Raw genomic sequence first — 22,193 nt, 5'->3', positions numbered from 1 at the left:
GGTGCGCTGTTTGCTCTGATCTTGGCCCGGTCGGGAAAGTTTTTCTCCCCCACAGCCGGTGGACGGAAAAGGTGCAGGTCAGGCGGGGTGCGGTGGGTTGGCTATGAGTTTGTCCACACGCCTGTCCCCCGGTCCGTGCACAGGTTCCGAGGGGTTCTCCACAGCATCTGGGTCTTCACCCACAGGCCCTGTGGATAACCAGATTGGCTGACGGTGCCCGCGGGCCTACCGTGGTCCGGCGCTCGACGCGCGCAGAAGCGGAGTTGAGCCTCTCGTTTTGTCAGTGTCGTGCCGTAGAAAGAGTGGCACGGCGAGGTCCGCGGAGCGGACGGGAGGAGGTGGGCCGGTGAGCATTCCTGAGCCCTTGGACGACCCCTGGACCGAGGCCGGTCCCAGCGACCACCTGCCCGTCACCCGTCAGCGCGTCGGCGAGGGCCGGGGCCGCGGCAGGAGCCGTGACGACCAGCACGAGCGGGGCAGTGACGGCGGGCCGTGGGACAGCGGGACGGGCGGCTTCGAGCGGGTTCCCCCGCAGGACCTGGACGCGGAGCAGTCCGTGCTCGGCGGCATGCTGCTCTCCAAGGACGCCATCGCGGACGTCGTGGAGATCATCAAGGGCCAGGACTTCTACAAGCCGGCGCACGAGACGATCTACCAGGCGATCCTCGACCTGTACGCCAAGGGCGAGCCTGCCGACCCCATCACGGTGGGCGCCGAGCTGACCAAGCGCGGTGAGATCACCCGGGTCGGCGGGGCGCCGTACCTGCACACGCTGGTCCAGTCGGTGCCGACCGCTGCGAACGCCTCGTACTACGCGGAGATCGTCCACGAGCGGGCGGTGCTGCGGAGGCTGGTGCAGGCCGGCACCAAGATCACGCAGATGGGATACGCCGCAGACGGCGACGTCGACGAGATCGTCAACTCGGCCCAGGCCGAGATCTACGCCGTCACCGAGCAGCGCACCAGCGAGGACTACCTGCCGCTGGGCGACATCATGGAGGGCGCGCTCGACGAGATCGAGGCGATCGGGTCCCGAAGTGGCGAGATGACCGGTGTGCCGACCGGCTTCACGGACTTCGACTCGCTGACGAACGGTCTGCACCCCGGCCAGATGATCGTGATCGCGGCCCGTCCCGCCATGGGCAAGTCGACGCTGGCACTGGACTTCGCCCGGGCCTGCTCCATCAAGAACAACCTGCCCAGCGTGATCTTCTCGCTGGAAATGGGTCGGAACGAGATCGCGATGCGCCTGCTGTCGGCGGAGGCGCGGGTGGCGCTGCACCACATGCGCTCCGGCACGATGACGGACGAGGACTGGACGCGGCTGGCCCGGCGCATGCCGGACGTCTCGCAGGCGCCGCTCTACATCGACGACTCGCCGAACCTGTCGATGATGGAGATCCGGGCGAAGTGCCGTCGGCTGAAGCAGCGGAACAACCTGAAGCTGGTCGTCATCGACTACCTCCAGCTGATGCAGTCGGGCGGCTCCAAGCGCGCCGAGAGCCGCCAGCAGGAGGTCTCGGACATGTCCCGAAACCTGAAGCTGCTGGCGAAGGAGCTGGAGCTCCCGGTGATCGCGCTCTCCCAGCTGAACCGTGGCCCGGAGCAGCGGACGGACAAGAAGCCGATGGTCTCCGACCTGCGTGAGTCCGGGTCCATCGAGCAGGACGCGGACATGGTGATCCTGCTGCACCGTGAGGACGCCTACGAGAAGGAGTCCCCCCGCGCGGGTGAGGCGGACCTGATCGTGGCCAAGCACCGTAACGGCCCGACCGCGACGATCACGGTCGCCTTCCAGGGCCACTACTCACGCTTCGTGGACATGGCGCAGACCTGACAGTGAGCCGTAGAACCGCAGGTCAGGGGCATCACCCGATCAGGTGGTGCCCCTGAACTCCGCCTGCCCAGTACCTGTCCGGTGCGACCGTCGTCGTGTCGAGCTGAGTGGCCGGCGGGGGTGGATCGTGGAGATCGGACCGGCTGAGGACGTGACGGTGAGCCGCCGTCGTGGATGGATTCCTGCACCAGTTCGCTGAACTCGTCGGACAGGTCCTCGGATCGACGGCAGGCCCTCGTCGACTGCTGGATGCGGCTGGTGCCCGTGAGCTCGGCAGATGCCCGAAGTCGCCTTCTATCGGGTCTTCCGCACGTGGGTGGTCCCGGTATCCAGGGGAGTGCCGTCGGCGCCGGTCGGGACGATTTCCGGTACGGGGGTGCCGTGCTCATCGACCAGGGTGGAGTGCGCTTCGCCGGGAGCGAAGGCGTGGCGTTCCCCCCACTGCCGCATGGTGAGGATGACGGGGAAGAGGTCGCGGCCGGCGCCGGTGAGCACGTATTCCTGACGGCGGCCCGACGGCGCTGTGCGCTGGGCGAGGAGCCCATGAGCGGTGAGCTTGCGCAGGCGCTCGGTGAGGATGTTGCGGGCGATACCGGTACGTCGCTGGAACTCGGTGAACGATCGCGCCCCGTCCATCGCGTCGCGGATGACAAGAAGGCTCCATCGGTCGCCGACGAGGTCGAGTGTGCGGGCGACGGGGCAGTCGGGGTCGGTCCAGTCGAGCTTCGGGGCGCGCGTGGTGGGGCGCGACATGACACCTCTCAATGAGTTGCGAATTGAAACCAGCATGCCCTACCGTCCAAACAGTTGTGATTCGCTACTGATTGGGGTGGGGTGCGATGGACGTGTGGCGACGGCTTCTGCTCGCGGCGGTGTGTGGCGTCGCTGTAGCCAGCATCTATGCCGCGCAGCCGGTTCTCGAGCCGATGGGACGGGATCTCGGTGTGCCGGCGGCGCACACGGGGTGGATCGTTGCGACCGGTCAGTTCGGCTACCTGGCAGGGCTGGTGCTGCTGGTGCCGCTCGGCGATGTGGTCGTCGACAGGCGCCGGCTCATCACCGTGCACCTGGCGATCACCGCAACGGTCATGATCCTTACGGCTTCGGCGTCAGCCGCATGGATGGCGTTCGCGGGGCTCGCGGTGGCCGGGTTGTTCGCGGTCGTCGTACAGACCACGGTGGCTTATGCCGCGTCGATCTCGCCGCCTGCCGAGCGCGGACGAAGCATTGGTGTCGTGACCTCGGGTGTTGTGGTCGGCATCCTGGGCGCGCGGGTCGTCACCGGCACGCTCGCCAATGTATGGGGCTGGCGGAGCATCTATGTCGTGCTGGCGGTGCTCTCGCTCGGGCTCGCGTTTCTCGTTCTCGTCGCTCTGCCGCCGGAGGAACGTCCCAGCCGGCCTGTGGGGTACAGGCAGGCCGTCGTTTCACTTGGCGGGCTCCTCGGTCAGCGCCTGTTGCTGACGCGGGGGCTCATCGCGTTCTTCCTGTTCGCATCCTTCGGAACACTGTGGAGCGGGCTGTCCCTGCCGCTTGCGGACGCACCATGGCATCTGAGCGAAAGCCAGGTCGGGCTGTTCGGCATCGCGGGTCTCGCCGGCGCCCTCGGTGCTGCGCGCGCGGGACGCTGGGCGGATGCAGGACGGGCGACTCAGGTGGCCGGCCTCGCGCTTGTCCTGCTCGTCCTCTCGTGGGCAGCGATCGCGCAGCTTCCTTGGACCCTGGGACTCCTCATCGTCGGAATAGTGGCCCTTGACTTCGCGGTCCAGGCCGTACATGTGAGCAACCAGCACGTGCTCACCACCGCGCATCCGGAGCGCACCAGCAGCGTCATCGGCGCCTACATGGTCTTCTACTCACTCGGCTCCGCCCTCGGCGCCGCCGCGACCACTGCCGTCTTCACCATCCACGGCTGGACGGGCTCCAGTCTCCTCGGGGCAGGATTCGCGGTCTGTGCGCTGGCCGTCTGGGCGACGAACAGGCGAGTTCCCCTCGACATCGCGAGACACGGCAGGTACACAACGTCGGCGCGTGCCACGTGAGGTGATGACCTACAAGTCGACGGGATAGCGGCTCCCGGTGCCGGATCTCATGCCGGACGCCGAGCGCTGCCGGAACCGCCGCCGTGGGAGTGCTCAGGCTCCCGCGCCCGCGCCGGCCGCAAGGCCCTGGTACCGCCTACCTGGGGGATCTCGGGACGGACGAGGAGCAGGAGACCGCCGGCCGGGTGTTCGGCGGGCTGAGCGCCACGGAAGCCGCCACGGACTGACCCGCCGGGCTCCACGCGGTCCGTCCCCGGCCGGCGGACGGTCGGCGGACCGTCGGCGGACGGTGGTCAGCGGGCGGTGAGGACCACCCACACCTGGCCGGTGGCGAAGTTGAGCGGCCGGCCGGCGGGAGTGGTGAACGAGGTGCCGTGATCGGCCGAGGGACGGCTCCAGTGGGCGGCATGGCTCCTGCCGTCGCGCAGGACGAGAGCCTTACCCGAGCCGGTGGTCCGGGTGTAGGGCGAGACGCTGCCCCAGCGGTCCCGGAACGCCGAGGGGCGGACCTCGACGTCCTGCACCACCACCGTGGGCGCGCCCATCCGCCGGCCGTCCGTGGTCCGTGCCGGGGCGCCGTCCATGGACACCAGCCACCGCTTGTCGCCGGCGGACCAGGTGAAGGTGAACCGGGCCGCCGGGAAGCGCACCGTGTGCTCGTCGAGCGGTGTGCCGCCCGCCGGAGCGGGGCCGAAGCGGAAGCCGATGTCCTTGGCCGTGTCCGCCTCCGGAGCGGCGGCCAGGGCGCGGTCGGGGCGCAGGTACAGGTTGTGGGGGGCCGGGCGGCCGGGCTCGCGGAAGAACGCCCGAGGGGCCTTCTCCGGGGGGAGGGCGAACAACGGTGCCGCTCCGATGAGGGGTTTCAGGGCCGACTGGGCACCGGAGTAGGCGAGCGCCGGGCGGCCGAACTGGCGGAGGAGTTCCAGGTCCGACTCACGTGCGCTGCGCACCGGACCCACCTGGGGCGGCTGCCGGGAGGAGAAGACCGCGAGGATGCGGCTCTGTCCGGCTTCGACCTGTTCGACATAGACCAGGTCGGCTGCGTCCAGACCGGTGTGCGGCCGCGCCGGCCGGACGTTGTCGATCTTCACGGCGAGCACCGGGCCGGAACGGGCCGGTAGCCCGGTGAACGGTGAGACGCCCTCCCGGCCGGGGGAAGCGGGGCTCATCCCGTTCGGGCCGGTCGCCGAGCAGCCGACGAGGCCGGCGAGCAGTGCGGCGCACGCCGCCAAGGCGACTGTCGCGCCGCCCGGTCCCGGCCTGCACTTCGCACTCATCGGCCCCGCTCCTCGCCACCAGTGCACCACGGAAAGGGGAGCGGGGACAGTGCCGGCGGACCCGGACTCGACGGGGCTGATCCGCAACGGTAGTCCTGGGGCATGACGTCATCCTTCGAAGAACTCCTCCCGAGCACCGAACGGGCCCTGTGGCACCGGGTGGCCACCGCACAGGCCGAAGGGCGGGCGCCGTCCGTCGTCGGCGCGGTGGCCCGGGACGGCCGCCTGGTCTGGGCGGGGGCACGCGGCGGCACCGACGGGCACCTGCCGGACGCCCACACCCAGTACCGGATCGGCTCCATCACCAAGACGTTCACCGCCGTCCTGGTGATGCGACTGCGGGACGACGGCCTGCTGGATCTGGAGGACCGGCTGGAGACGCATGTGCCCGGGACGGGGGTGGGAGAGGTCACCGTCGCCCAACTCCTCGCACACAGCGCGGGGCTGACGGCCGAGCCACCCGGCCCCTGGTGGGAGCGGATGCCCGGCTCGACGCGTCCGGGAATCTCCGATGTGCTCGGGGAACGGCCGCTGCTGCATCCGGCGGGGCGCCGCCACCACTACTCCAATCCTGGTTACACGCTGCTCGGTTCGCTGGTCGCAGCGGTGCGAGGGGTGTCGTGGGAGGAGGCGTTGCGGGTGGAGGTCCTGGAGCCGCTGGGCCTGGACCGTACGACCACCCAGCCCGTGCCGCCGTACGCCGCAGGCTGGGCGGTGCATCCATGGGCCGATGTGCTGCTGCCGGAGCCGGCCGAGGACCTGGGGCTGATGGCCCCGGCGGGGCAGCTCTGGTCTACGGCGGCGGATCTCTGCCGGTTCGCCTGCTTCCTGGTGGAAGGCGATGACCGGGTACTGGGCGCGCGGTCCCTGCGCGAGATGCGCGCGCCCGCCGTGCCGCCGGATGCGGAGGACTGGGACACGGGCTACGGCCTGGGGATGCAGTTGACGCGCCGGGACGGCCGCACGCTGGCCGGGCACAGCGGTTCCCTCCCGGGCTTCCTCGTCGGGATGTGGGTGAGTGTGGCGGACGGGGTCGCCGGGGTCGCGCTGGCCAACGTCACCTCCGGACTCGTGCCCGGAGCGGTCGCCGGTGACCTGGTACGGATCGTGGCCGACGCCGAACCGCGCCTGCCCGCCGCCTGGCGTCCGCTGCCCGAGGTGGATCCGGCACTGCTGGAGCTGACGGGCCCCTGGTACTGGGGGACGTACTCCTATGTACTGCGCCTGGCGGCGGAGGGTGGGGTGGAGCTCCACCCCCTGCGGGGGCAGGGCCGCCGGTCCCGCTTCCGGGCCCGGCCGGACGGCACGTGGACCGGACTGGACGGCTACTACGCGGGGGAGACGCTGAGGGTGGTACGGCGCCAAGACGGGTCCGTGAGCCACCTCGACCTGGGCTCCTTCGTCTTCACACGGGAGCCGTACGAGGAGGGGGAAGCGGTACCCGGCGGTGTCGCGGAGGGCGGCTGGCGAGGCGGCTCCTGAGGTGTTTCACGTGAAACACCTCAGAGGCCCAGCTTGAACCCCCTGTGGGACGCCACGAAGCCCAGCCGCTCGTAGAAGCGGTGGGCGTCGGTACGGGTGACGTCGGATGTCAGCTGGACCAACTGGCAGTCCTCTCGCCGGGACTCGGCGATGGCCCACTCCACGAGCTCGGTGCCGAGCCCGGTGCCGCGCTCGTCGGCGTGGACCCGTACTCCCTCGATGATCGAGCGAGTGGCGCCACGGCGGGACAACCCGGGGACGATGGTGAGCTGAAGCGTGCCCACCACCCGGTCACCGCGTATCGCGACGACCAGACGCTGATGGGGATCGCCCGTCAGCCGCTCGAAAGCGGCGGCGTACGGCGTGAGGTCGTCGGGCGATTCCCTCTGGGCGCCCAGCGGATCGTCGGCCAGCAGCGCCACGATCGCCGGAAGGTCGGTGCGGACCGCCGGCCGGATCTCAAGATCACTCATGGTGGGCAGGCTAGCCCAGCGCAAGACCCCGCCGCCCCGGGCTGCCCCGGGCCGGGCCCGGCCGGTGGTCAGGCGGGAACGCGCAGTTCCTCGACCGCCCTGACCAGGGGGGCGAGCTCCGGGTTCTTCGCGGCCTCGTCGAGGGCTTCGCGCAGCGCGGCGTCATTGGTCGGCCGGGCCTCGGCGAGCAGGGCCAAGCCGGCTTCGCTGACATCGGTGTAGATGCCGCGGCGATCGGTCGGGCAGAGGTAGCGGGTCAGCAGGCCGCGGTCCTCGAGCCGCGTCACCAGGCGGGTGGTGGCGCTCTGGCTGAGGACGACGGCGTCGGCCACCTGCTTCATCTGCAGGTGGCCACCCGGGCCGTGGTGCTGCCGGCTGAGGACGTCGAGCAGCGAGTACTCGCGCACGCTCAGCCCGTGCTCGGCCTCCAAAGCCTTCTCGATGTGCGACTCGATCCTCCCGTGCAGCAGGGAGAGAGCGCACCAGCCCTGGGACAGGGCAGTGAGTGCCGGGTCTGTCGCTGCCATGAGGTCTCCCCTTCGGTCCGCTTGTCCCAGGATAGACGACCCCTGCAATAGCCCGCGCTTGCATTTAGCCCGCGTCTGCAATTATTGTCGACGCTCGTAAGGCGCAGAAGCAATCTTCTTGGGAAAGGCAACCCTCCATGCCGCTCGCGCTCCTCGCCCTGGCCATCGGGGCGTTCGGTATCGGAACGACCGAGTTCGTCATCATGGGACTCCTGCCCCAGGTCGCCAGCGACTACGGAGTCTCCATCCCCACCGCCGGCCTGCTGGTGACCGGCTACGCCCTGGGGGTGGTCCTGGGCGCTCCGATCATGACGGTCCTGGGCACCAGGTTCTCCCGCAAGCGCATGCTGATGGTCCTGATGGGGTTGTTCGTCGTCGGCAACCTGATGTCCGCGGTAGCACCCGGCTTCGGCCTCATGCTCACCGGCCGGGTGGTCGCCTCCCTCGCCCATGGCGCGTTCTTCGGCATCGGGTCCGTCGTCGCCGCCGACCTGGTCGCCCCGGAGAAGAAGGCCGGCGCCATCGCCATGATGTTCACCGGCCTGACCGTCGCCAATGTCGTCGGCGTACCCATGGGCACCCTGGTCGGTCAGAGTCTGGGCTGGCGGACGACCTTCTTCATCGTCGCCGCCCTCGGTGTGGCCGGCCTGGCGGGGATCGCCAAGCTCGTGCCCGACATGCCGAAGCCCGAAGGCGTTCGGCTCCGCCACGAGATCGCCGCGTTCCGCAACGTCCAGGTCCTCCTGGCCATGGCGATGACCGTGCTCGGCTTCGGTGGGGTCTTCGCCGCCATCACCTACATCGCGCCCATGATGACCGAGGCCGCCGGCTACGCCGAAGGCTCCGTCACCTGGCTGCTGGTCCTGTTCGGGCTGGGCATGGTCGGGGGCAACCTCATCGGCGGCAAGTACGCCGATCGCAGGCTGATGCCGCTGCTGTACGTGTCGCTGGGTGCCCTCGCCCTCGTGCTGGCCCTGTTCACGGTGACCGCGCACCACAAGATCGCCGCAGCGGTCAGCATCACCCTGATCGGCGCGCTGGGGTTCGCGACCGTACCGCCGTTGCAGAAGCGGGTCCTGGACCAGGCGTCCGGTGCGCCCACGCTGGCCTCAGCCGTCAACATCGGCGCCTTCAACCTCGGCAACGCCCTCTCCGCCTGGCTCGGCGGAATCGTCATCGCGGCCGGGCTGGGCATCACCGCCCCCAACTGGGTCGGTGCCGTCCTGGCCGCCTCCGCGCTCGTCCTGGCCGTGCTCTCCAGCCTGCTGGAGCGCCGGGACGGCCGGCGGACCAGCCGGGTGGTCACCAAAGCCGCCCCCGCACCGGCCGCCGAGCCCGCAGCCGCCCACCATTGAGAACGACGTACGGAGACTCACCATGACCACTGCCACCGCCGTGGCCCCGCTGACCACTCGGGACGCGGAAGCCCTCGTGGACACCGCTCGCAGCGCTGCCGAAGCAGCCGGTGCCACCGTCGCCATCACCGTCCTGGACGCGGGCGGCCACCCGCTCGCCTTCCGCCGTGACGACCGCGCCGTGCTGATCGCCGGTGAGACCAGCACCCGCAAGGCGTTCACCGCTCTCCAGCTCAATGCCCCGACCGCCGACCTGGTGGACGCCGTCCAGCCCGGCGGTCCCTTCCACACCCTTCCGACCGCCCTGGACCGTCCGCTGCTCTTCATCGCCGGTGGCGTCCCTGTCCACCGGGACGGTCGCCTCGTCGGCGCGATCGGTGTCGGTGGCGGGGCGCCGGAGCAGGACCACGCCTTCGCCACGGCCGCGGTCGAGGCGCTCGGGTAACGGGTCCGGGCGCTACCGGGGGTCCACCACGGTGCGCCCGGGGTGACGCCTTCGGCTCTCCGCCCCCTGGCCCGGACCAGTTCCGAGCCAGGGGGCGAGTCGTCGTTTCACGTGAAACACAGAGCTGCCGGAGCACCGGGCAGCGCGAAGTACGGGTCGGTGTGCGGCGCGGGCAGTTGGCGCGTTCCGGTACGGGCCAGGGAACCGTGGTCGGAGCTGACCCCGGAACAGGTGGCGCCGGCTTCCCAGGGCGCGTCCTGGCCGGTGGGCATTCCCGAAGTCCGGGCGGACTTCGGGACGGAAGGCGCTATTGCGCGGTCATCTCCCGCTCACCGGACTTCTTCACGCGGTGATTGCTGGAGGGGGCCCATGGCACGCATGGTCCGCGGTGGCCGGCGGTGCCATTCGCCCGGCCGGTGAATCGGGAAGGGATTCCCGACCCCGCCGCCACAGTGAAGATCGGACCGGCTCTGTGCGGAGTTCGGGGTGGAGACGGGCCAGTGCGTCGCCTACGGTGATTCCATGTCCGCTACGAAGATCTCCGCGACGGTGGCGGTCTCGGGGGCGAGCAATGCGGACCACCATCTGTCCCGACTTGCCACCCATATCCATACGGGCGGCGATCTCCGAGAGGTGCATGAACCGGCGAACCGTGGCCGCCAGTTCACGGACGCGGCGGTAAGGCAGCCTAACGGGAATGCGGGCCGAATAGCCGGACTTTCCACACTCGGCCCACGGAGTCCACAATCCTGCCATCCTGCGCTGACGGTCGCCGTTATCAATGTCACAGCCAGTCCGCACTTGTCCCGATTCGTGGCTGCGGTCGAGGTTTAGTGTGGCGGGCAGCGATCACGAGGCAGAGCGGGGATTGAGGTACCTTCCGCGTCGACGGAAGTGCGCAGACCGACCGACCGAAAGATGTTCGAGGCGAGGCACTCTATGGACGCTCCGACCACCACGTCGGCCGACAACGGCACCTCCGGCGACAGCGGCGGGGGTGGCGGCTGGTTCACGCCGCGCAAGCCCGTCACGGCCAGAGCCACGGCCGCTGACGCCGCTCACCGTCCCGCCGAGGAGGCGGCACGCGACGAGGACCGAATAACCGGCCCGCGTCGCCCTCTCACGGCCCTGCGCCTGGTGGGTGCCGGGACGGCTCGTGACCCCGAGCCCGCGGCCCCGGGCGCCCCCGCCGGAACCCCCGCCGGTCCGCCTGCGTCAACGGCCACGGCGACGGCTGCGGAGCCCGTCACCGAGCCGGTCGCCGGACCCGCCGACCCCGACGGGGAGCACCCCGGTCCGGTTTCCGCCGATGAGCGGGCCCAGGGCGAGCGGATCCAGGACGAGCCGGCCCAGGACGACCGCGGTGGGGCCGGCCCCGTCCGGACCGACCGAGACGGCGGGGCACACAGCCCCGTGGACCACGACCCGGAACCGTCACCCGTCGAGCCCTGGCCCGTACGGCCTCCCGTCCCCGGGGCAGCTGGCGACCGGCAACCGGTCTTCGAGCACCGGAACACCTCCGTACCGCCGACCGCCCCGCGCCGGGAGCCCCGGGCCCCGCACGACGCGGACGCCCCCCGCTCCGCGGTGCCCCGCCCGGGCACCACGGCGCCGCCCCAGGAGCCGGCCGGCGCGCAACCGCGGCCCGGTGTCAGGCCCGGGTCGCCCGACGCGATGCTCGTCCGGCGCACCCTCGCCGAGATCGACCCGGTGTCCGACAAGGTCACCGCGTACTTCTACGCCCTGCTCTTCGTCCGCCACCCGGAGCTGCGCGCCCTCTTCCCCGCCGCCATGGACAGCCAGCGCGACCGGCTGCTCAAGGCGCTGCTGACCGCCGCCGAGCACATGGACGATCCCGCCGTGCTGACCGACTACCTCCAGCACCTGGGGCGTGGCCACCGCAAGTACGGCACCGAGGCGGCCCACTATCCGGCCGTCGGCGAGGCACTCATCGGCTCACTGAGCCGGTACGCCGCCAACACGTGGAACGACGAGACCGAGGCGGCGTGGGTCCGCACGTACACCACCATCTCCCAAATCATGATCGACGCGGCGGCCGAGAACGAGCGGCACGCCCCGGCCTGGTGGAACGCCGAGGTCGTCTCGCACGACCTGCGCACACCCGACATCGCGGTCATCACCGTCCGCCCCGACCAGCCGTACCCCTTCCTGGCCGGCCAGTACACCAGCCTGGAGACGCCCTGGTGGCCGCGGATCTGGCGGCACTACTCCTTCGCCTCCGCGCCCCGCTCCGACGGTCTGCTGTCCTTCCACGTCAAGGCGGTGCCTGCCGGCTGGGTCTCCAACGCGCTGGTCCACCACGCCCGCCCCGGCGACGTCCTGCGCCTGGGCCCCCCGGCCGGGTCGATGACCGTGGACCACACCACCGACAACGGCCTGCTCTGCCTCGGGGGCGGCACCGGGATCGCGCCCATCAAGGCGCTGGTCGAGGATGTCGCCGAGCACGGCGCGCGGCGCCCCGTCGAGGTCTTCTACGGCGCCCGCACCGATCACGACCTGTACGACATCGACACCATGCTGCGGCTCCAGCAGTCGCATCCGTGGCTGGAGGTGCGGGCCGTCATCGACGGCAGGACACTGCCGGACGTGGTGCGCGAGTACGGCCCGTGGAACGAGTACGACGCGTACCTGTCCGGGCCGCCCGGCATGATCCGCAGCGGCGTCGACGCGCTGCGGGGCGTGGGGATGCCGTTCGAGCGGATCCGGCACGACTCCCTGGAGGAACTGGTCGCCGCGGCCGACTAGCCGGGCGGCGGCCGTCAGCCCAGATCGGGTGCGTGCATCGCCCGTACGCCCTCGATGTTGCCGTCCAGGTAGTGCCGCAGCGAGAGCGGTACGAGGTGCACGGCGGCGATGCCGACCCGGCTGAAGGGCACCCGTACGATCTCGTACTCGCCCTGCGGTTCGTCGACCTCCGGGCCGTGCCGCCGGGAGGGGTCCATGGACTCCAGCCGGCAGACGAAGAAGTGCTGCACCTTCACGCCCGAGACACCGCCGTCCACGATGTGCTCGACGGTGTCCACGAAACAGGGCACCACATCGGTGATCTTGGCGCCGAGCTCCTCGGAGACCTCCCGGTGCAGCGCGTGGACGACCGTCGCGTCCTCCGGCTCTACGCCGCCGCCGGGAGTGACCCAGTACGGGTCGACCCCGGGCTTCGTACGCTTGATCAGGATCAGGTCGTCGCCGTCGAGCAGGATGGCACGGGCGGTGCGCTTGACCACCGGGCGTTCGGTCATGGCTTGAAAATGGCCCGCCGTGCCCCTCCTGAAACGCCTATCGGGCTTCCTCCAGCGCGCGCAGCACATCCGCGACCAGGTCCTCGGGGTCCTCGGCCCCGACGGAGAACCGGATGAAGCCCTCCGGCACCGCGTCACCACCCCACCGGCCCCGGCGTTCCGCCGTGGACCGCACTCCGCCGAAGCTGGTCGCGTCGTCCACCAGTCGCAGCGCGTCCAGGAAGCGGTCCGCCCGGGCCCGGTCCGGCAGCACGAACGAGACGACCGACCCGAAACGCCGCATCTGCCGGGCGGCCACCGGGTGCGACGGGTCGTCGGGCAGCCCCGGGTAGCGCAGCCCGGTCACGTCCTCGCGCCCGCCCAGTGCCTCGGCGAGCAGCAGGGCGTTGGCGCACTGCCGTTCGACGCGGAGCTGGAGCGTGGCCAGGGACCGGTGGGCGAGCCATGCCTCCATCGGCCCCGGGATGGCCCCCACGACCTTGCGCCAGCGCCGTACCGCCGCCGCCCGCTCCGGGTCCCGGCAGCTGACGTGGCCCAGCAGGATGTCGCCGTGCCCGGTCATGCCCTTGGTGTCGCTGGCGACGGAGAAGTCCGCGCCCAGCTCCAGCGGACGCTGTCCGAGCGGGGTGGCGAGCGTGTTGTCGACCGCCACCAGCGTGCCGCCCCGGTGCGCCTGTGCGACCAGCCGCCGGATGTCGCACACGTCGAGACCTGGGTTGGAGGGGGTCTCGATCCACAGCAGCCGGGCGCCGTCCAGGACGGACAGCTGGGCGTCGCCGCCGGTCGGCGCGGTGCGCACCTCGACCCCGTACGCCTCGAGCCGTTCACGCAGCAGTGGCAGCGCCTGGTAGCCGTCGGACGGCAGGACGACCGCGTCGCCCGACGTGAGCTGCGAGAACAGCACGGCCGAGATGGCGGCCATCCCGGAGGCGAAGACCACGGTCCGCTCGTGCTGACCGGCCGGCCAGGACGGTGCCTCCAGTTCGCCGATGGCCCGTTCCAGGTGGGTCCACGTGGGGTTCTCGTCCCGTCCGTAGGTGTACGGGCCGGTCGGCTCGCCGGGCAGGTGGAAGTGGGCGGCGAACACCGGGCCGGGAAGCGTCGGCTCGTACTTGCGGGGCTCGGGCAGCCCGGCCCGTACCGCCCGGGTGCCGTCGCCGAGGGGCGTTCCGTCCATGACCGGCATCAGTCCTTGCCGTCGGGGAGGACGAGGTCGAGCACCCAGGACACGACCGCGATTATCAGGGCGCCGAGTACGGCGGTCCAGAAGCCCTCGACGTGGAAGTTCAGATCGAGCCTGTCGGCGAGCCAGCTGGTCAGCAGCAGCATCAGCGCGTTCACGACCAGCGTGAACAGGCCCAGGGTGAGGATGAACAGCGGCAGCGTGAGGAGCTTCACCACCGGCTTGACGAGGGAGTTCACCACTCCGAAGACGAGGGCCACCAGAATCAGGGAGAGGGCCTTCTTGCCGGTGCTCTCCCCGGTCAGGGTGATGCCGGCGATCAGCCAGATCGCCACCGCGAGCGCGCCCGCGTTCGCGATCGTCTTGACTAGGAAATTCATCATGTGTCTGATCGTGGCAGACGGGATCGGACCAAGCGCAGGGGCGGGACGGGCGATGAAGGCATTCCGACTGGACGAGCTGGAGGCCGAGCGGGCCGCCAACGACGGCGCGTATCTGCAGTTCCTGCGGGAGCGGAACATGTCGGTGGGCCTGTACGCGCTCGACGCCGGTGAGCTCGACCCCCAGCGGCCGCACAACGAGGACGAGGTGTACGTCGTGGTCAGCGGCCGGGCGTCGGTCACGGTGGGTCTGGAGACGACGCAGGTGGGCCGGGGCAGCGTGGTGTACGTACCGGCGGGCGTGGCGCACAAGTTCCACCACATCACCGAGGACCTGCGGGTGCTGGTGGTCTTCTCTCCTCCGGAGAGCTGACCGGGGGCCCGGGCTTCCCTAGGGGGCGGATCAGGGGAGAGCAAGGGCCGCGGGCCCCCCGCCGACCACCCCCGCGCCCCTAGCATCGAAGGCGTTCACCCATGGACGAGGCCCGGCGTGGCGCACAGAGACGAGGCAGGGACGATGGCAGTGAAGGAGCTTCTCGCGGGGTTGCCGTGGTGGGTCAAGTGGGTCGCCATACCCCTGATCGCGGTGCTGGTCTTCGGTGGCCTGATCGCATCGGTCGTCAGTGCGCTGATCGGTTTCCTGTTCAAGGCTCTGGTGTTCGTGGCGCTGGTGGCCGGACTCATCTACGTCGTCCGGAAGTTCACCGGCGCGTCCTCGTCCAAGAGCGACTGGTGACACCCGCCGGCGTCCGTTAGCCCGGCCGGGGGAACCCCCGACGGAAAGCACACCCCGAATGGCGGCTGCCATTAGAGTGGCAGACCTTCCGCGCGCCCTTGCCGCCAAGGGCTGACGACACGCCCCACCAGCGGTTCTGTACGACTGTTGGAGGGGGCGTCACCGCCTGGGGGTGACCTTTGGCCACAGCTACCCACTCCACCGCTCCGACCCTGATTGGCTCCGTGCAGCGGGCGTTGAGACTGCTGGAGGCGGTGGGCTCGCACGCCGACGGCGCTCCGGCCAAGCAGCTCGCGCGTGAGGCGGGGCTGCCGCTGTCCACCACGTACCACCTGCTGCGCACCCTGGCGCACGAGGGATATCTGCGGCGGGAGAGCGGTGTGTTCGTCCTGGGGGACGCGGCTGGGCGGCTGATGGGTGTCGGAGCTGTGCAGAATCGTCGCAGCAAGATCGAGGACTCGCTGGCGCGCTGGCGGGACGCCATCGGCGTGCCCGTCTACTTCGCGCTCTACCGCGAGGGGGAGATCGAGGTCGTCGCCGTCTCCGACACCCCCACCGCCCCCGCCGTCGATGAATGGGCCGACTTCCGCGAGACCGGACATGCCCACGCGATCGGCCAGTGCCTGCTGAGTCAGCTCGACGACAGGTCCCGGCAGGACTACCTGGACCGCCATCCGGTGCGGCCCGTCACCCCGTACACCGTGCCGGACCGCCGGGCGCTGCTGGAGCGGCTGGGCTCGGTGGAGCGGATGCGGCCGCTGGTCGAGCGGCAGGAGTACGCGCTGGGCACCGTCTGTGCGGCGGTGCCCATCACGGTCGGGTCCGCCGCCGCCACGATGGCCATCTCCCTGCCGCTGCACCAGGAGGAACGGCTGGGGCCGGCGATCGACCGGCTGCGTACCGAGATCGGCTGCCTGGTGAGTTCCTTCGCTTTCTCTATCAGTATCTGAAAAATCACTCCTTGTGATCTGTTAGCGCGACGAGGACGATGTCGTCAAGAGGGCCAGGAGGATCATTCCTGGCCGTTTTCATCTACTGCGGGGTACAAGATGCGCGAGTCGGTTCAGGCCGAGATCCTGATGAGCTTCGTCGTCTCCGAGGAGCTCTCCTTCAGGATCCCGGTCGAGCTGGGGTACGAGACAGCGGATCCGTTCGCGGTCCGGATGACGTTCCACCTGCCCGGCGACGCCCCTGTGACCTGGACCTTCGGTCGTGAGCTGCTGGCGGACGGGATCCAAGCGCCCAGTGGCGAGGGCGATGTGCGCATCACGCCGTCCGGTGAGGGGGAGCACGCGGACGTCAGCATCCGCCTCCAGGTCGCCGGTGAACGCGCGCTGTTCCGCGCGACAGCGCACACCCTGGTGGCCTTCCTCGACCGGACCGACAGACTGGTGCCCTTGGGCAAGGAGTGCACGCTGGGCGACTTCGAGTGCAGCCTGGAAGAGGCGCTCGGCCGGATCCTGGCCGGCTGATCCCCGCCGCCCCTTCCCCAGGCCCCTCCGCCCCGGGTGCTGCGGCCGAAGCCCCTGGCCCACGACGTCTCTCGACCGAGGACCTCCGACCGAAACGCCTCGACCGAAGACCCTGGATCGAAGCCCTGGATCGAAGCCCTTCGGGCAGGGTCACTCCGCCACGGCGGCTTCGGCCGCGGAACGTCCCCGGCCGTCACTTCTTGCGGCGCCGGCCCCGGCCGCCGCGCGACGCCGGACCGGAGGCCCCGGCCGGCGACGGCCGGTCGGCGGAGACCACCAGGGCGGCCAGGGCCGTGGTCACCGGCACCGAGGCGACCAGCCCGATCGAACCGACCAGGGTCCGGACGATCTCCTCCGCCACCAGCTCGCTGTTGGCCACCGTCCCCACGCTGCTCTGGGCGATCGAGAAGAGCAGCAGCAGCGGAAGCGCCGCGCCCGCGTACGCCAGCACCAGGGTGTTGACCACCGAGGCGATGTGGTCCCGGCCGATCCGGATCCCCGCCCGGTACAGGGCGCGCGGTCCCATCTTCGGGTCGGCCTGGTGCAGTTCCCACACCGCCGAGGTCTGGGTGACCGTCACGTCGTCCAGCACGCCGAGCGAACCGATGATGACACCGGCCAGCAGCAGTCCCGACATGTCGATGTCGGGGTAGAGGCCATGGATCAGCCCGGTGTTGTCGTCGGTGTTGCCGGTCAGCGACGCCCAGCCGATGAAGAGCGAGCCCAGCAGCCCGATCAGCAGCAGCGAGATCAGCGTGCCGAGCACCGCGACCGAGGTGCGGGCGGTCAGGCCATGGCAGCTGTAGAGCGCGATCAGCATGATGGCGCTGGCCCCGATGACCGCCACGACCAGGGGATTGGAACCCTGGAGGATGGCCGGCAGGATGAAGAGGGTCAGGACGGCGAAGCTCACGGCGAGCGCCACCAGCGCCATCACCCCACGCATCCGGCCGACCGCCACCACCGCCAGCGCGAAGACGGCCGCGAGCAGCCCCATCGGCACCTTGCGGTCGACATCGGTGACCGAGTACTGGAGATCACGGGGAGCGTCGGGGGCGTACGCCACCACCACGCCCTGCCCCTCGGACAGCTGCCGGGGCGCGTCCGGCTGGACGACCTCGATGAAGGTGCGGCCCTTGTCCTTGCCGCTGGTGACCTCGACCGTCGCCTTCTTGCACAGGCCCTGCTGGGCGTTGACCGCCTCCCGTCCCTGGGGTGTCGTGGTGTCACCGGTGGGCGGGACCTGGGCGGCGTTCACGTCCTTGCAGTCCACCTTGTCGACGCGGACGACCTCGCCCTGCTCGGTCTGCCGGTCGAAGCCGACGCCGGTGCGCTCGTGCGCCGGTGCGCCGCCCGGCCACAGGACGGCGAGACCGACCAGTACCGCCGTGGCGAAGGGGATCAGCACCGCCGCGATCACCTTGCGCAGGTGCTGGGAGACGGGTGCGGCAGGCCCATGACTGTGGCTGTGGGCGTGGAGATGTCCGTCGGGCTCGGGGGTCTGATGGGAGGAAGTCACCGACCGATCATCGCAAGAACGGCGGGGGGCCTCTGTTCAGCGTGGCCGCCAGGACGCTAGCGTGGTGGCACTTTGCACACGCGGGAGCTCGGAGCACCGGGCTGAGAGGGCGCTGACCTCCGTACATCCGTACGGAAGCAGCTGCGCCGACCGCCGAACCTGTTACCGGGTAATGCCGGCGTAGGGAGTAGGTCACGATGACCGTATCGGACGCACGCACGCCTGCCTCGAACCAGAACGACGAGGCCGGGAAGTCCATCGGATGGCACAAGGGATACGTCGAGGGCTCCCGCCCCGACATCCGGGTGCCGGTCCGCAAGGTGCACCTCACCAATGGCAAGGACGTGACGCTGTACGACACCTCGGGCCCGTACACCGACCCGGCCGTCGACACCGATGTACGCCGGGGTCTGCCGCCGCTGCGGGAGAACTGGATCATCGGCCGGGGCGACACCGAGGAGTACGCCGGCCGCCCGGTCCGCCCCGAGGACGACGGACTCAAGCACACCTCGCCGCGCGGCGGGCTGCGCAACCTCGACGCGGTGTTCCCCGGACGGCCGCGCCAGCCGCGCCGGGGCCGGGACGGGCAGGCGGTGACACAGCTCGCGTACGCCCGCCGGGGCGAGATCACCCCGGAGATGGAGTACGTCGCGATCCGCGAGAACGTCTCGCCCGAGGTCGTGCGGGAGGAGATCGCCGCCGGGCGGGCCGTGCTCCCGGCCAATGTCAACCACCCGGAGATCGAGCCGATGATCATCGGCAAGCGGTTCCTGGTGAAGGTCAACGCCAACATCGGAAACTCCGCTGTCACCTCCTCCATCGAGGAGGAGGTGGAGAAGATGACCTGGGCGACGCGCTGGGGCGCGGACACGGTCATGGACCTCTCGACCGGCCGCAACATCCACACCACCCGTGAGTGGGTGCTGCGCAACTCCCCCGTCCCGATCGGGACGGTGCCGCTGTACCAGGCCCTGGAGAAGGTCGACGGCAAGGCCGAGGAACTGACCTGGGAGATCTACAAGGACACCGTCATCGAGCAGGCCGAACAGGGCGTCGACTACATGACGGTGCACGCCGGGGTGCTGCTGCGGTACGTGCCGCTGACCGCGCGCCGCAAGACCGGCATCGTCTCGCGCGGTGGCTCGATCATGGCCGCGTGGTGCCTGGCGCACCACAGGGAGTCGTTCCTGTACGAGAACTTCGAGGAGCTCTGCGAGATCCTCGCCGCGTACGACGTGACGTACTCCCTCGGTGACGGACTGCGGCCCGGCTCCATCGCGGACGCCAACGACGAGGCGCAGTTCGCCGAGCTGCGCACGCTCGGTGAGCTCAACCGGATCGCCAAGCGGCACAACGTACAGACGATGATCGAGGGCCCGGGGCATGTCCCGATGCACAAGATCAAGGAGAACATCGACCTCCAGCAGGAGATCTGCGAGGAGGCGCCGTTCTACACCCTCGGCCCGCTGACCACCGATGTGGCTCCGGCCTACGACCACATCACCTCCGGTATCGGCGCGGCGATGATCGCCTGGTGGGGCACCGCCATGCTCTGTTACGTCACGCCCAAGGAGCACCTGGGCCTGCCCAACCGGGACGATGTGAAGACCGGCGTCATCACCTACAAGATCGCGGCGCACGCGGCCGACCTGGCCAAGGGGCACCCGGGAGCACAGGAGTGGGACGACGCGCTGTCGGACGCCCGGTTCGAGTTCCGGTGGGAGGACCAGTTCAACCTGGCCCTCGACCCGGACACCGCCCGGGAGTTCCACGACGAGACACTTCCCGCCGAACCGGCCAAGACCGCGCACTTCTGCTCCATGTGCGGTCCGAAGTTCTGCTCGATGAAGATCTCGCAGGACATCCGGCGGGAGCACGGCGGCGATCTCGCACCGGAGCTGAAGTCGGACGAGATCGAGGCCGGGATGGCGGAGAAGTCCAAGGAGTTCGCCGCCGCCGGGAACCGGGTCTATCTGCCGCTCGCCGAGTGACGTTGCCGGCGAGGCCGTGCCCGGGGTGAGGGTGGCCGCCTGTTTCACGTGAAACAGGCGGCCCCGTCACCGGCCGGTCAGTCCGGCCGGTGTCCGGGGCCGCCGAAGTCCGGGCTGGAGAAGTCCGGGCTGCTGTACGTCGGCCGGGGACTCCTGCCACCCTCGTTCGGGCTGGAGAAGTCCGGGCCGCTGTACCCGACCTTGGGGATGCGGCCGGCCGCGCGCGGTGGCGTAGCGGAGACCGGTGCGGGGACGGGGCCGGCCAGCGCTTCCCGCAGGAAGGGCAGGAGGCCCCGCTCCAGCAGGGCCTGCCGCCAGGCCTCCCGGGCCCGGGAGACCTCGTCGGCCGGCTCGCCGGCCGGCTCCTCGGCGGAGAGCTGGGTCGGCCTGTTGCGCAGGGCTGTGAGCAGCAGGCCGGTCCCGGCGGCCAGGAGCCCCGCGACCGTCACCGCGGTGAAGAACCAGCCGGCCGTCAGCAGGGGATCCGCGAACGACGGCGGCGGATCGAGCATCTTGAGCACGGCGCCGACGAGCAGGAGGATCACTGCCGATGTGCCGGCGAGGACCGGGGCCAGGACGGTGACCATGGCGCCCAGCCCGGCGCCCATACCCGCCTCCGGCTCGTCCTCCATGGCGGACGGCCCCGAGGCCGGCCTCGATCTGCCGACGGGTGCGCGGGCTTCCTCGCGGACCCGCACGTAGTGGTCGTACTCCGCGGTGGCGGCCGCGGTGATCAGCGCCGACGCGTTCAGGGCCATGGTGCGCAACTGCTCGGTGTTGAGCCGCTGCCCGGGCCCGGTCGGATCCGGACGGTCGTGCGCGGTGCGCAGCGCCTCGTCGACGAGGCGCTCGTACGCGGCGCGGTCCTCGGCCAGCAGGTGCGGAGCGCTGTTCATGTGCATCCCCCGATGCTCCGTAGGGCCTGGTCGCCCGTGTGGACCGGGCAGTTGGGCGGAAACGGAGGAGAGCCTGCTACGGATATGCCGATGGTAGAGCGGCGACGGCGGGGGTTGACAGAGGATTTCCGGAAATCGCCTGTCGGACTCGGTGTCAGGTGGGCAACGGGAGCTGAACGACCAACAGTTTTCCGGCCATGGTCACTCCGCCGTCCATGGCGATGGCCAGTCCGTCCGCGTACACGTGCGGGCCCTCGACCGTGGGGCCGGTGCTGTCCTCACCGTCCTCGGAGCCGACCTCGCCCAGCAGGTAGGGGATGGGGCTGTGGCCGTGCACGACGCGCTGTCCGCCGTAGGCCGCCAGCAGCTCCCGTACCGCCTGGGGGCCCGAGTCGTCGCGGAAGGCGAAGCGCTTGGTGAGCTTGCGGAACAGGTCCCAGCACTCGTCGGCGTCATTGCGGGTGAGGATCTCGTGGACCGTCTCGTTGACGTCCTCGGCGGTGGAGCCGTACTCCAGGTAGGCGGTGGTGTCGGAGTGCAGCAGCAGGTGCCCGTCCTCCTCGACCACCGCGTCCAGCCGGGACATCCACTGCAGGTGGACGTCCTGGAGGCGGTCCATGTCGCTCTTCTGGCCGCCGTTGAGCAGCCAGGCCGCCTGGAAGGTGGCGGTACCGGCGCCGGAGTTGACCGGGGTGTCCCCGAAGCGCTTCGCGCCGATCAGCAGCAGCTCGTGGTTGCCCATCAGGGCCTTGCAGTAGCCGCCGGACGCCGCCGCCTCGGCGGACAGCCGCATCACCAGGTCGATGACGCCGATGCCGTCCGGGCCCCGGTCGGTGAAGTCACCGAGGAACCACAGGCGGGCGTTGCCGGCGGCCCAGCGCCCCTCGGCGTCGATGAGGCCCTGCCGGCGCAGGGCGTCGAGCAGTTCGTCCAAGTAACCGTGCACGTCACCGACCACGTACAGCGGGCCGGGGCCGCTCTCGGGCGCCGGTTCGGTCACCGGCGCCGGGGCCGCGGCCCCGGCGGGGTCGACGGTCACCTGCACGGTGTCGCCCCGGTTGATCACCGGCAGGTCCCGCTCGGTGGGCGTGTAGCCCTCCGGTGGCTCACCGCCGGGGAAGGCATTGCCCGGGTGCGCGAGATCGTTCTGTACGGGTACCTGGGCGTATGGCGGTACGCGGAAGTCGCGCAACGTCGCCGTCCGCACCACGGGTCCCTGACCGGCCCCCTGAGTCATCGACCCCTCCACCACCGTCGCGACGCCCTACACCTCGCGGACCGGCCTGGTCGGGGCAGCCCGCGGTGTCGTGCGCCCATC

At 70.5% G+C, this 22,193-nt stretch carries 22 protein-coding genes and 1 riboswitch; of the genes, 11 read left to right on the top strand and 11 right to left on the bottom strand.

The genetic code is table 11. The features are described from left to right. Nucleotides 1-346 precede the first annotated feature (346 nt). Nucleotides 347-1,837, top strand: coding sequence for a replicative DNA helicase (dnaB, locus tag AB0H53_RS04015; protein ID WP_362106753.1), 1,491 nt, complete (start codon nucleotides 347-349; stop codon nucleotides 1,835-1,837). Nucleotides 1,838-2,131: 294 nt separating this feature from the next. Here the strand turns inward: dnaB and AB0H53_RS04010 are convergent, their stop codons facing one another. Beyond that, nucleotides 2,132-2,590: a helix-turn-helix domain-containing protein gene (locus AB0H53_RS04010; protein WP_362106750.1), complete on the bottom strand. Its 459-nt coding sequence runs from the start codon at nucleotides 2,588-2,590 to the stop codon at nucleotides 2,132-2,134. An 86-nt stretch (nucleotides 2,591-2,676) separates the two neighbouring features. Here AB0H53_RS04010 and AB0H53_RS04005 point away from each other — a divergent pair, with 86 nt between their 5' ends. Continuing rightward, nucleotides 2,677-3,879, top strand: coding sequence for an MFS transporter (locus tag AB0H53_RS04005; protein ID WP_362106747.1), 1,203 nt, complete (start codon nucleotides 2,677-2,679; stop codon nucleotides 3,877-3,879). Between the two features lie 293 nt (nucleotides 3,880-4,172). Here AB0H53_RS04005 and AB0H53_RS04000 read toward each other — a convergent pair whose 3' ends face one another. Continuing rightward, nucleotides 4,173-5,156, bottom strand: a complete 984-nt coding sequence (locus AB0H53_RS04000; RefSeq protein ID WP_362106744.1) for a DUF3048 domain-containing protein — start codon at nucleotides 5,154-5,156, stop codon at nucleotides 4,173-4,175. A 102-nt stretch (nucleotides 5,157-5,258) separates the two neighbouring features. Between AB0H53_RS04000 and AB0H53_RS03995 the strand changes: the two genes are divergently transcribed. After that, nucleotides 5,259-6,638 carry a serine hydrolase domain-containing protein gene (locus AB0H53_RS03995; protein WP_362106741.1) on the top strand — a complete coding sequence of 460 codons (1,380 nt, stop codon included), beginning with the start codon at nucleotides 5,259-5,261 and terminating at the stop codon, nucleotides 6,636-6,638. A gap of 20 nt (nucleotides 6,639-6,658) precedes the next feature. Here AB0H53_RS03995 and AB0H53_RS03990 read toward each other — a convergent pair whose 3' ends face one another. Beyond that, nucleotides 6,659-7,111 (bottom strand): GNAT family N-acetyltransferase, encoded by a 453-nt coding sequence (locus AB0H53_RS03990; RefSeq protein WP_362106738.1) that lies wholly within the window; start codon nucleotides 7,109-7,111, stop codon nucleotides 6,659-6,661. A 68-nt stretch (nucleotides 7,112-7,179) separates the two neighbouring features. Continuing rightward, the gene (locus tag AB0H53_RS03985) at nucleotides 7,180-7,638 is read right to left on the bottom strand and encodes a MarR family transcriptional regulator (RefSeq protein ID WP_362106735.1); all 459 of its coding nucleotides are present in this window, start codon (nucleotides 7,636-7,638) and stop codon (nucleotides 7,180-7,182) included. 137 nt (nucleotides 7,639-7,775) lie between these two features. On the opposite strand from AB0H53_RS03985, the gene AB0H53_RS03980 reads away from it, so the two are divergent. Both AB0H53_RS03980 and AB0H53_RS03975 read left to right on the top strand, forming a co-directional pair. After that, nucleotides 7,776-8,993: an MFS transporter gene (locus tag AB0H53_RS03980; RefSeq protein ID WP_362106733.1), complete on the top strand. Its 1,218-nt coding sequence runs from the start codon at nucleotides 7,776-7,778 to the stop codon at nucleotides 8,991-8,993. Between the two features lie 22 nt (nucleotides 8,994-9,015). After that, nucleotides 9,016-9,438 carry a heme-binding protein gene (locus AB0H53_RS03975; protein WP_362106730.1) on the top strand — a complete coding sequence of 141 codons (423 nt, stop codon included), beginning with the start codon at nucleotides 9,016-9,018 and terminating at the stop codon, nucleotides 9,436-9,438. A 107-nt stretch (nucleotides 9,439-9,545) separates the two neighbouring features. Here the strand turns inward: AB0H53_RS03975 and AB0H53_RS03970 are convergent, their stop codons facing one another. Next, nucleotides 9,546-9,710 (bottom strand): hypothetical protein, encoded by a 165-nt coding sequence (locus tag AB0H53_RS03970; RefSeq protein ID WP_362106727.1) that lies wholly within the window; start codon nucleotides 9,708-9,710, stop codon nucleotides 9,546-9,548. Nucleotides 9,711-10,377: 667 nt separating this feature from the next. On the opposite strand from AB0H53_RS03970, the gene AB0H53_RS03965 reads away from it, so the two are divergent. Next, a complete protein-coding gene (locus AB0H53_RS03965; protein ID WP_362106724.1) occupies nucleotides 10,378-12,204 on the top strand; it encodes a globin domain-containing protein in 1,827 nt (608 codons plus the stop codon). Between the two features lie 14 nt (nucleotides 12,205-12,218). Here the strand turns inward: AB0H53_RS03965 and AB0H53_RS03960 are convergent, their stop codons facing one another. The 3 genes from AB0H53_RS03960 to AB0H53_RS03950 are packed head-to-tail and all read right to left on the bottom strand — an operon-like array spanning nucleotide 12,219 to nucleotide 14,264. After that, on the bottom strand, nucleotides 12,219-12,698 hold the full coding sequence (locus AB0H53_RS03960) for an NUDIX hydrolase (RefSeq protein WP_362106721.1): 480 nt from the start codon (nucleotides 12,696-12,698) through the stop codon (nucleotides 12,219-12,221). 37 nt (nucleotides 12,699-12,735) lie between these two features. Then, a complete protein-coding gene (locus tag AB0H53_RS03955; RefSeq protein WP_362106718.1) occupies nucleotides 12,736-13,875 on the bottom strand; it encodes a cystathionine gamma-lyase in 1,140 nt (379 codons plus the stop codon). 8 nt (nucleotides 13,876-13,883) lie between these two features. Beyond that, complete coding sequence (locus AB0H53_RS03950) at nucleotides 13,884-14,264, bottom strand: phage holin family protein (RefSeq protein ID WP_362106715.1); 381 nt, start codon at nucleotides 14,262-14,264, stop codon at nucleotides 13,884-13,886. 52 nt (nucleotides 14,265-14,316) lie between these two features. Between AB0H53_RS03950 and AB0H53_RS03945 the strand changes: the two genes are divergently transcribed. From AB0H53_RS03945 to AB0H53_RS03930, 4 genes are all read left to right on the top strand, one after another. Beyond that, nucleotides 14,317-14,634 (top strand): cupin domain-containing protein, encoded by a 318-nt coding sequence (locus AB0H53_RS03945; RefSeq protein ID WP_362106712.1) that lies wholly within the window; start codon nucleotides 14,317-14,319, stop codon nucleotides 14,632-14,634. A gap of 150 nt (nucleotides 14,635-14,784) precedes the next feature. After that, nucleotides 14,785-14,997, top strand: coding sequence for a DUF5326 family protein (locus AB0H53_RS03940; protein WP_362107218.1), 213 nt, complete (start codon nucleotides 14,785-14,787; stop codon nucleotides 14,995-14,997). A 179-nt stretch (nucleotides 14,998-15,176) separates the two neighbouring features. Beyond that, a complete protein-coding gene (locus tag AB0H53_RS03935) occupies nucleotides 15,177-15,947 on the top strand; it encodes a helix-turn-helix domain-containing protein (protein WP_362106709.1) in 771 nt (256 codons plus the stop codon). A gap of 99 nt (nucleotides 15,948-16,046) precedes the next feature. Next, the gene (locus tag AB0H53_RS03930) at nucleotides 16,047-16,469 is read left to right on the top strand and encodes an SsgA family sporulation/cell division regulator (RefSeq protein ID WP_362106706.1); all 423 of its coding nucleotides are present in this window, start codon (nucleotides 16,047-16,049) and stop codon (nucleotides 16,467-16,469) included. Nucleotides 16,470-16,662: 193 nt separating this feature from the next. On the opposite strand, the gene AB0H53_RS03925 is transcribed toward AB0H53_RS03930, so the two are convergent. Then, nucleotides 16,663-17,988 carry a YibE/F family protein gene (locus AB0H53_RS03925; protein WP_362106703.1) on the bottom strand — a complete coding sequence of 442 codons (1,326 nt, stop codon included), beginning with the start codon at nucleotides 17,986-17,988 and terminating at the stop codon, nucleotides 16,663-16,665. A gap of 70 nt (nucleotides 17,989-18,058) precedes the next feature. Beyond that, nucleotides 18,059-18,192: riboswitch (TPP riboswitch) on the top strand. On the opposite strand from AB0H53_RS03925, the gene thiC reads away from it, so the two are divergent. Further along, nucleotides 18,186-19,979 (top strand): phosphomethylpyrimidine synthase ThiC, encoded by a 1,794-nt coding sequence (gene thiC, locus AB0H53_RS03920; RefSeq protein ID WP_362106700.1) that lies wholly within the window; start codon nucleotides 18,186-18,188, stop codon nucleotides 19,977-19,979. (Overlaps the previous riboswitch by 7 nt.) 77 nt (nucleotides 19,980-20,056) lie before the next feature. On the opposite strand, the gene AB0H53_RS03915 is transcribed toward thiC, so the two are convergent. Together AB0H53_RS03915 and AB0H53_RS03910 are read right to left on the bottom strand one after the other, a co-directional pair. After that, nucleotides 20,057-20,881 carry a hypothetical protein gene (locus AB0H53_RS03915; RefSeq protein WP_362106697.1) on the bottom strand — a complete coding sequence of 275 codons (825 nt, stop codon included), beginning with the start codon at nucleotides 20,879-20,881 and terminating at the stop codon, nucleotides 20,057-20,059. Between the two features lie 148 nt (nucleotides 20,882-21,029). Beyond that, nucleotides 21,030-22,112 carry a metallophosphoesterase gene (locus tag AB0H53_RS03910; protein ID WP_362106694.1) on the bottom strand — a complete coding sequence of 361 codons (1,083 nt, stop codon included), beginning with the start codon at nucleotides 22,110-22,112 and terminating at the stop codon, nucleotides 21,030-21,032. Nucleotides 22,113-22,193 lie beyond the last annotated feature (81 nt).

Source organism: Streptomyces sp. NPDC050856 (assembly GCF_040653855.1).
Classification (GTDB): Bacteria; Actinomycetota; Actinomycetes; order Streptomycetales; family Streptomycetaceae; genus Streptomyces.
Note: the sequence above shows the minus strand (reverse complement) of the source record. Positions and strands in the feature narration are given on the sequence as shown.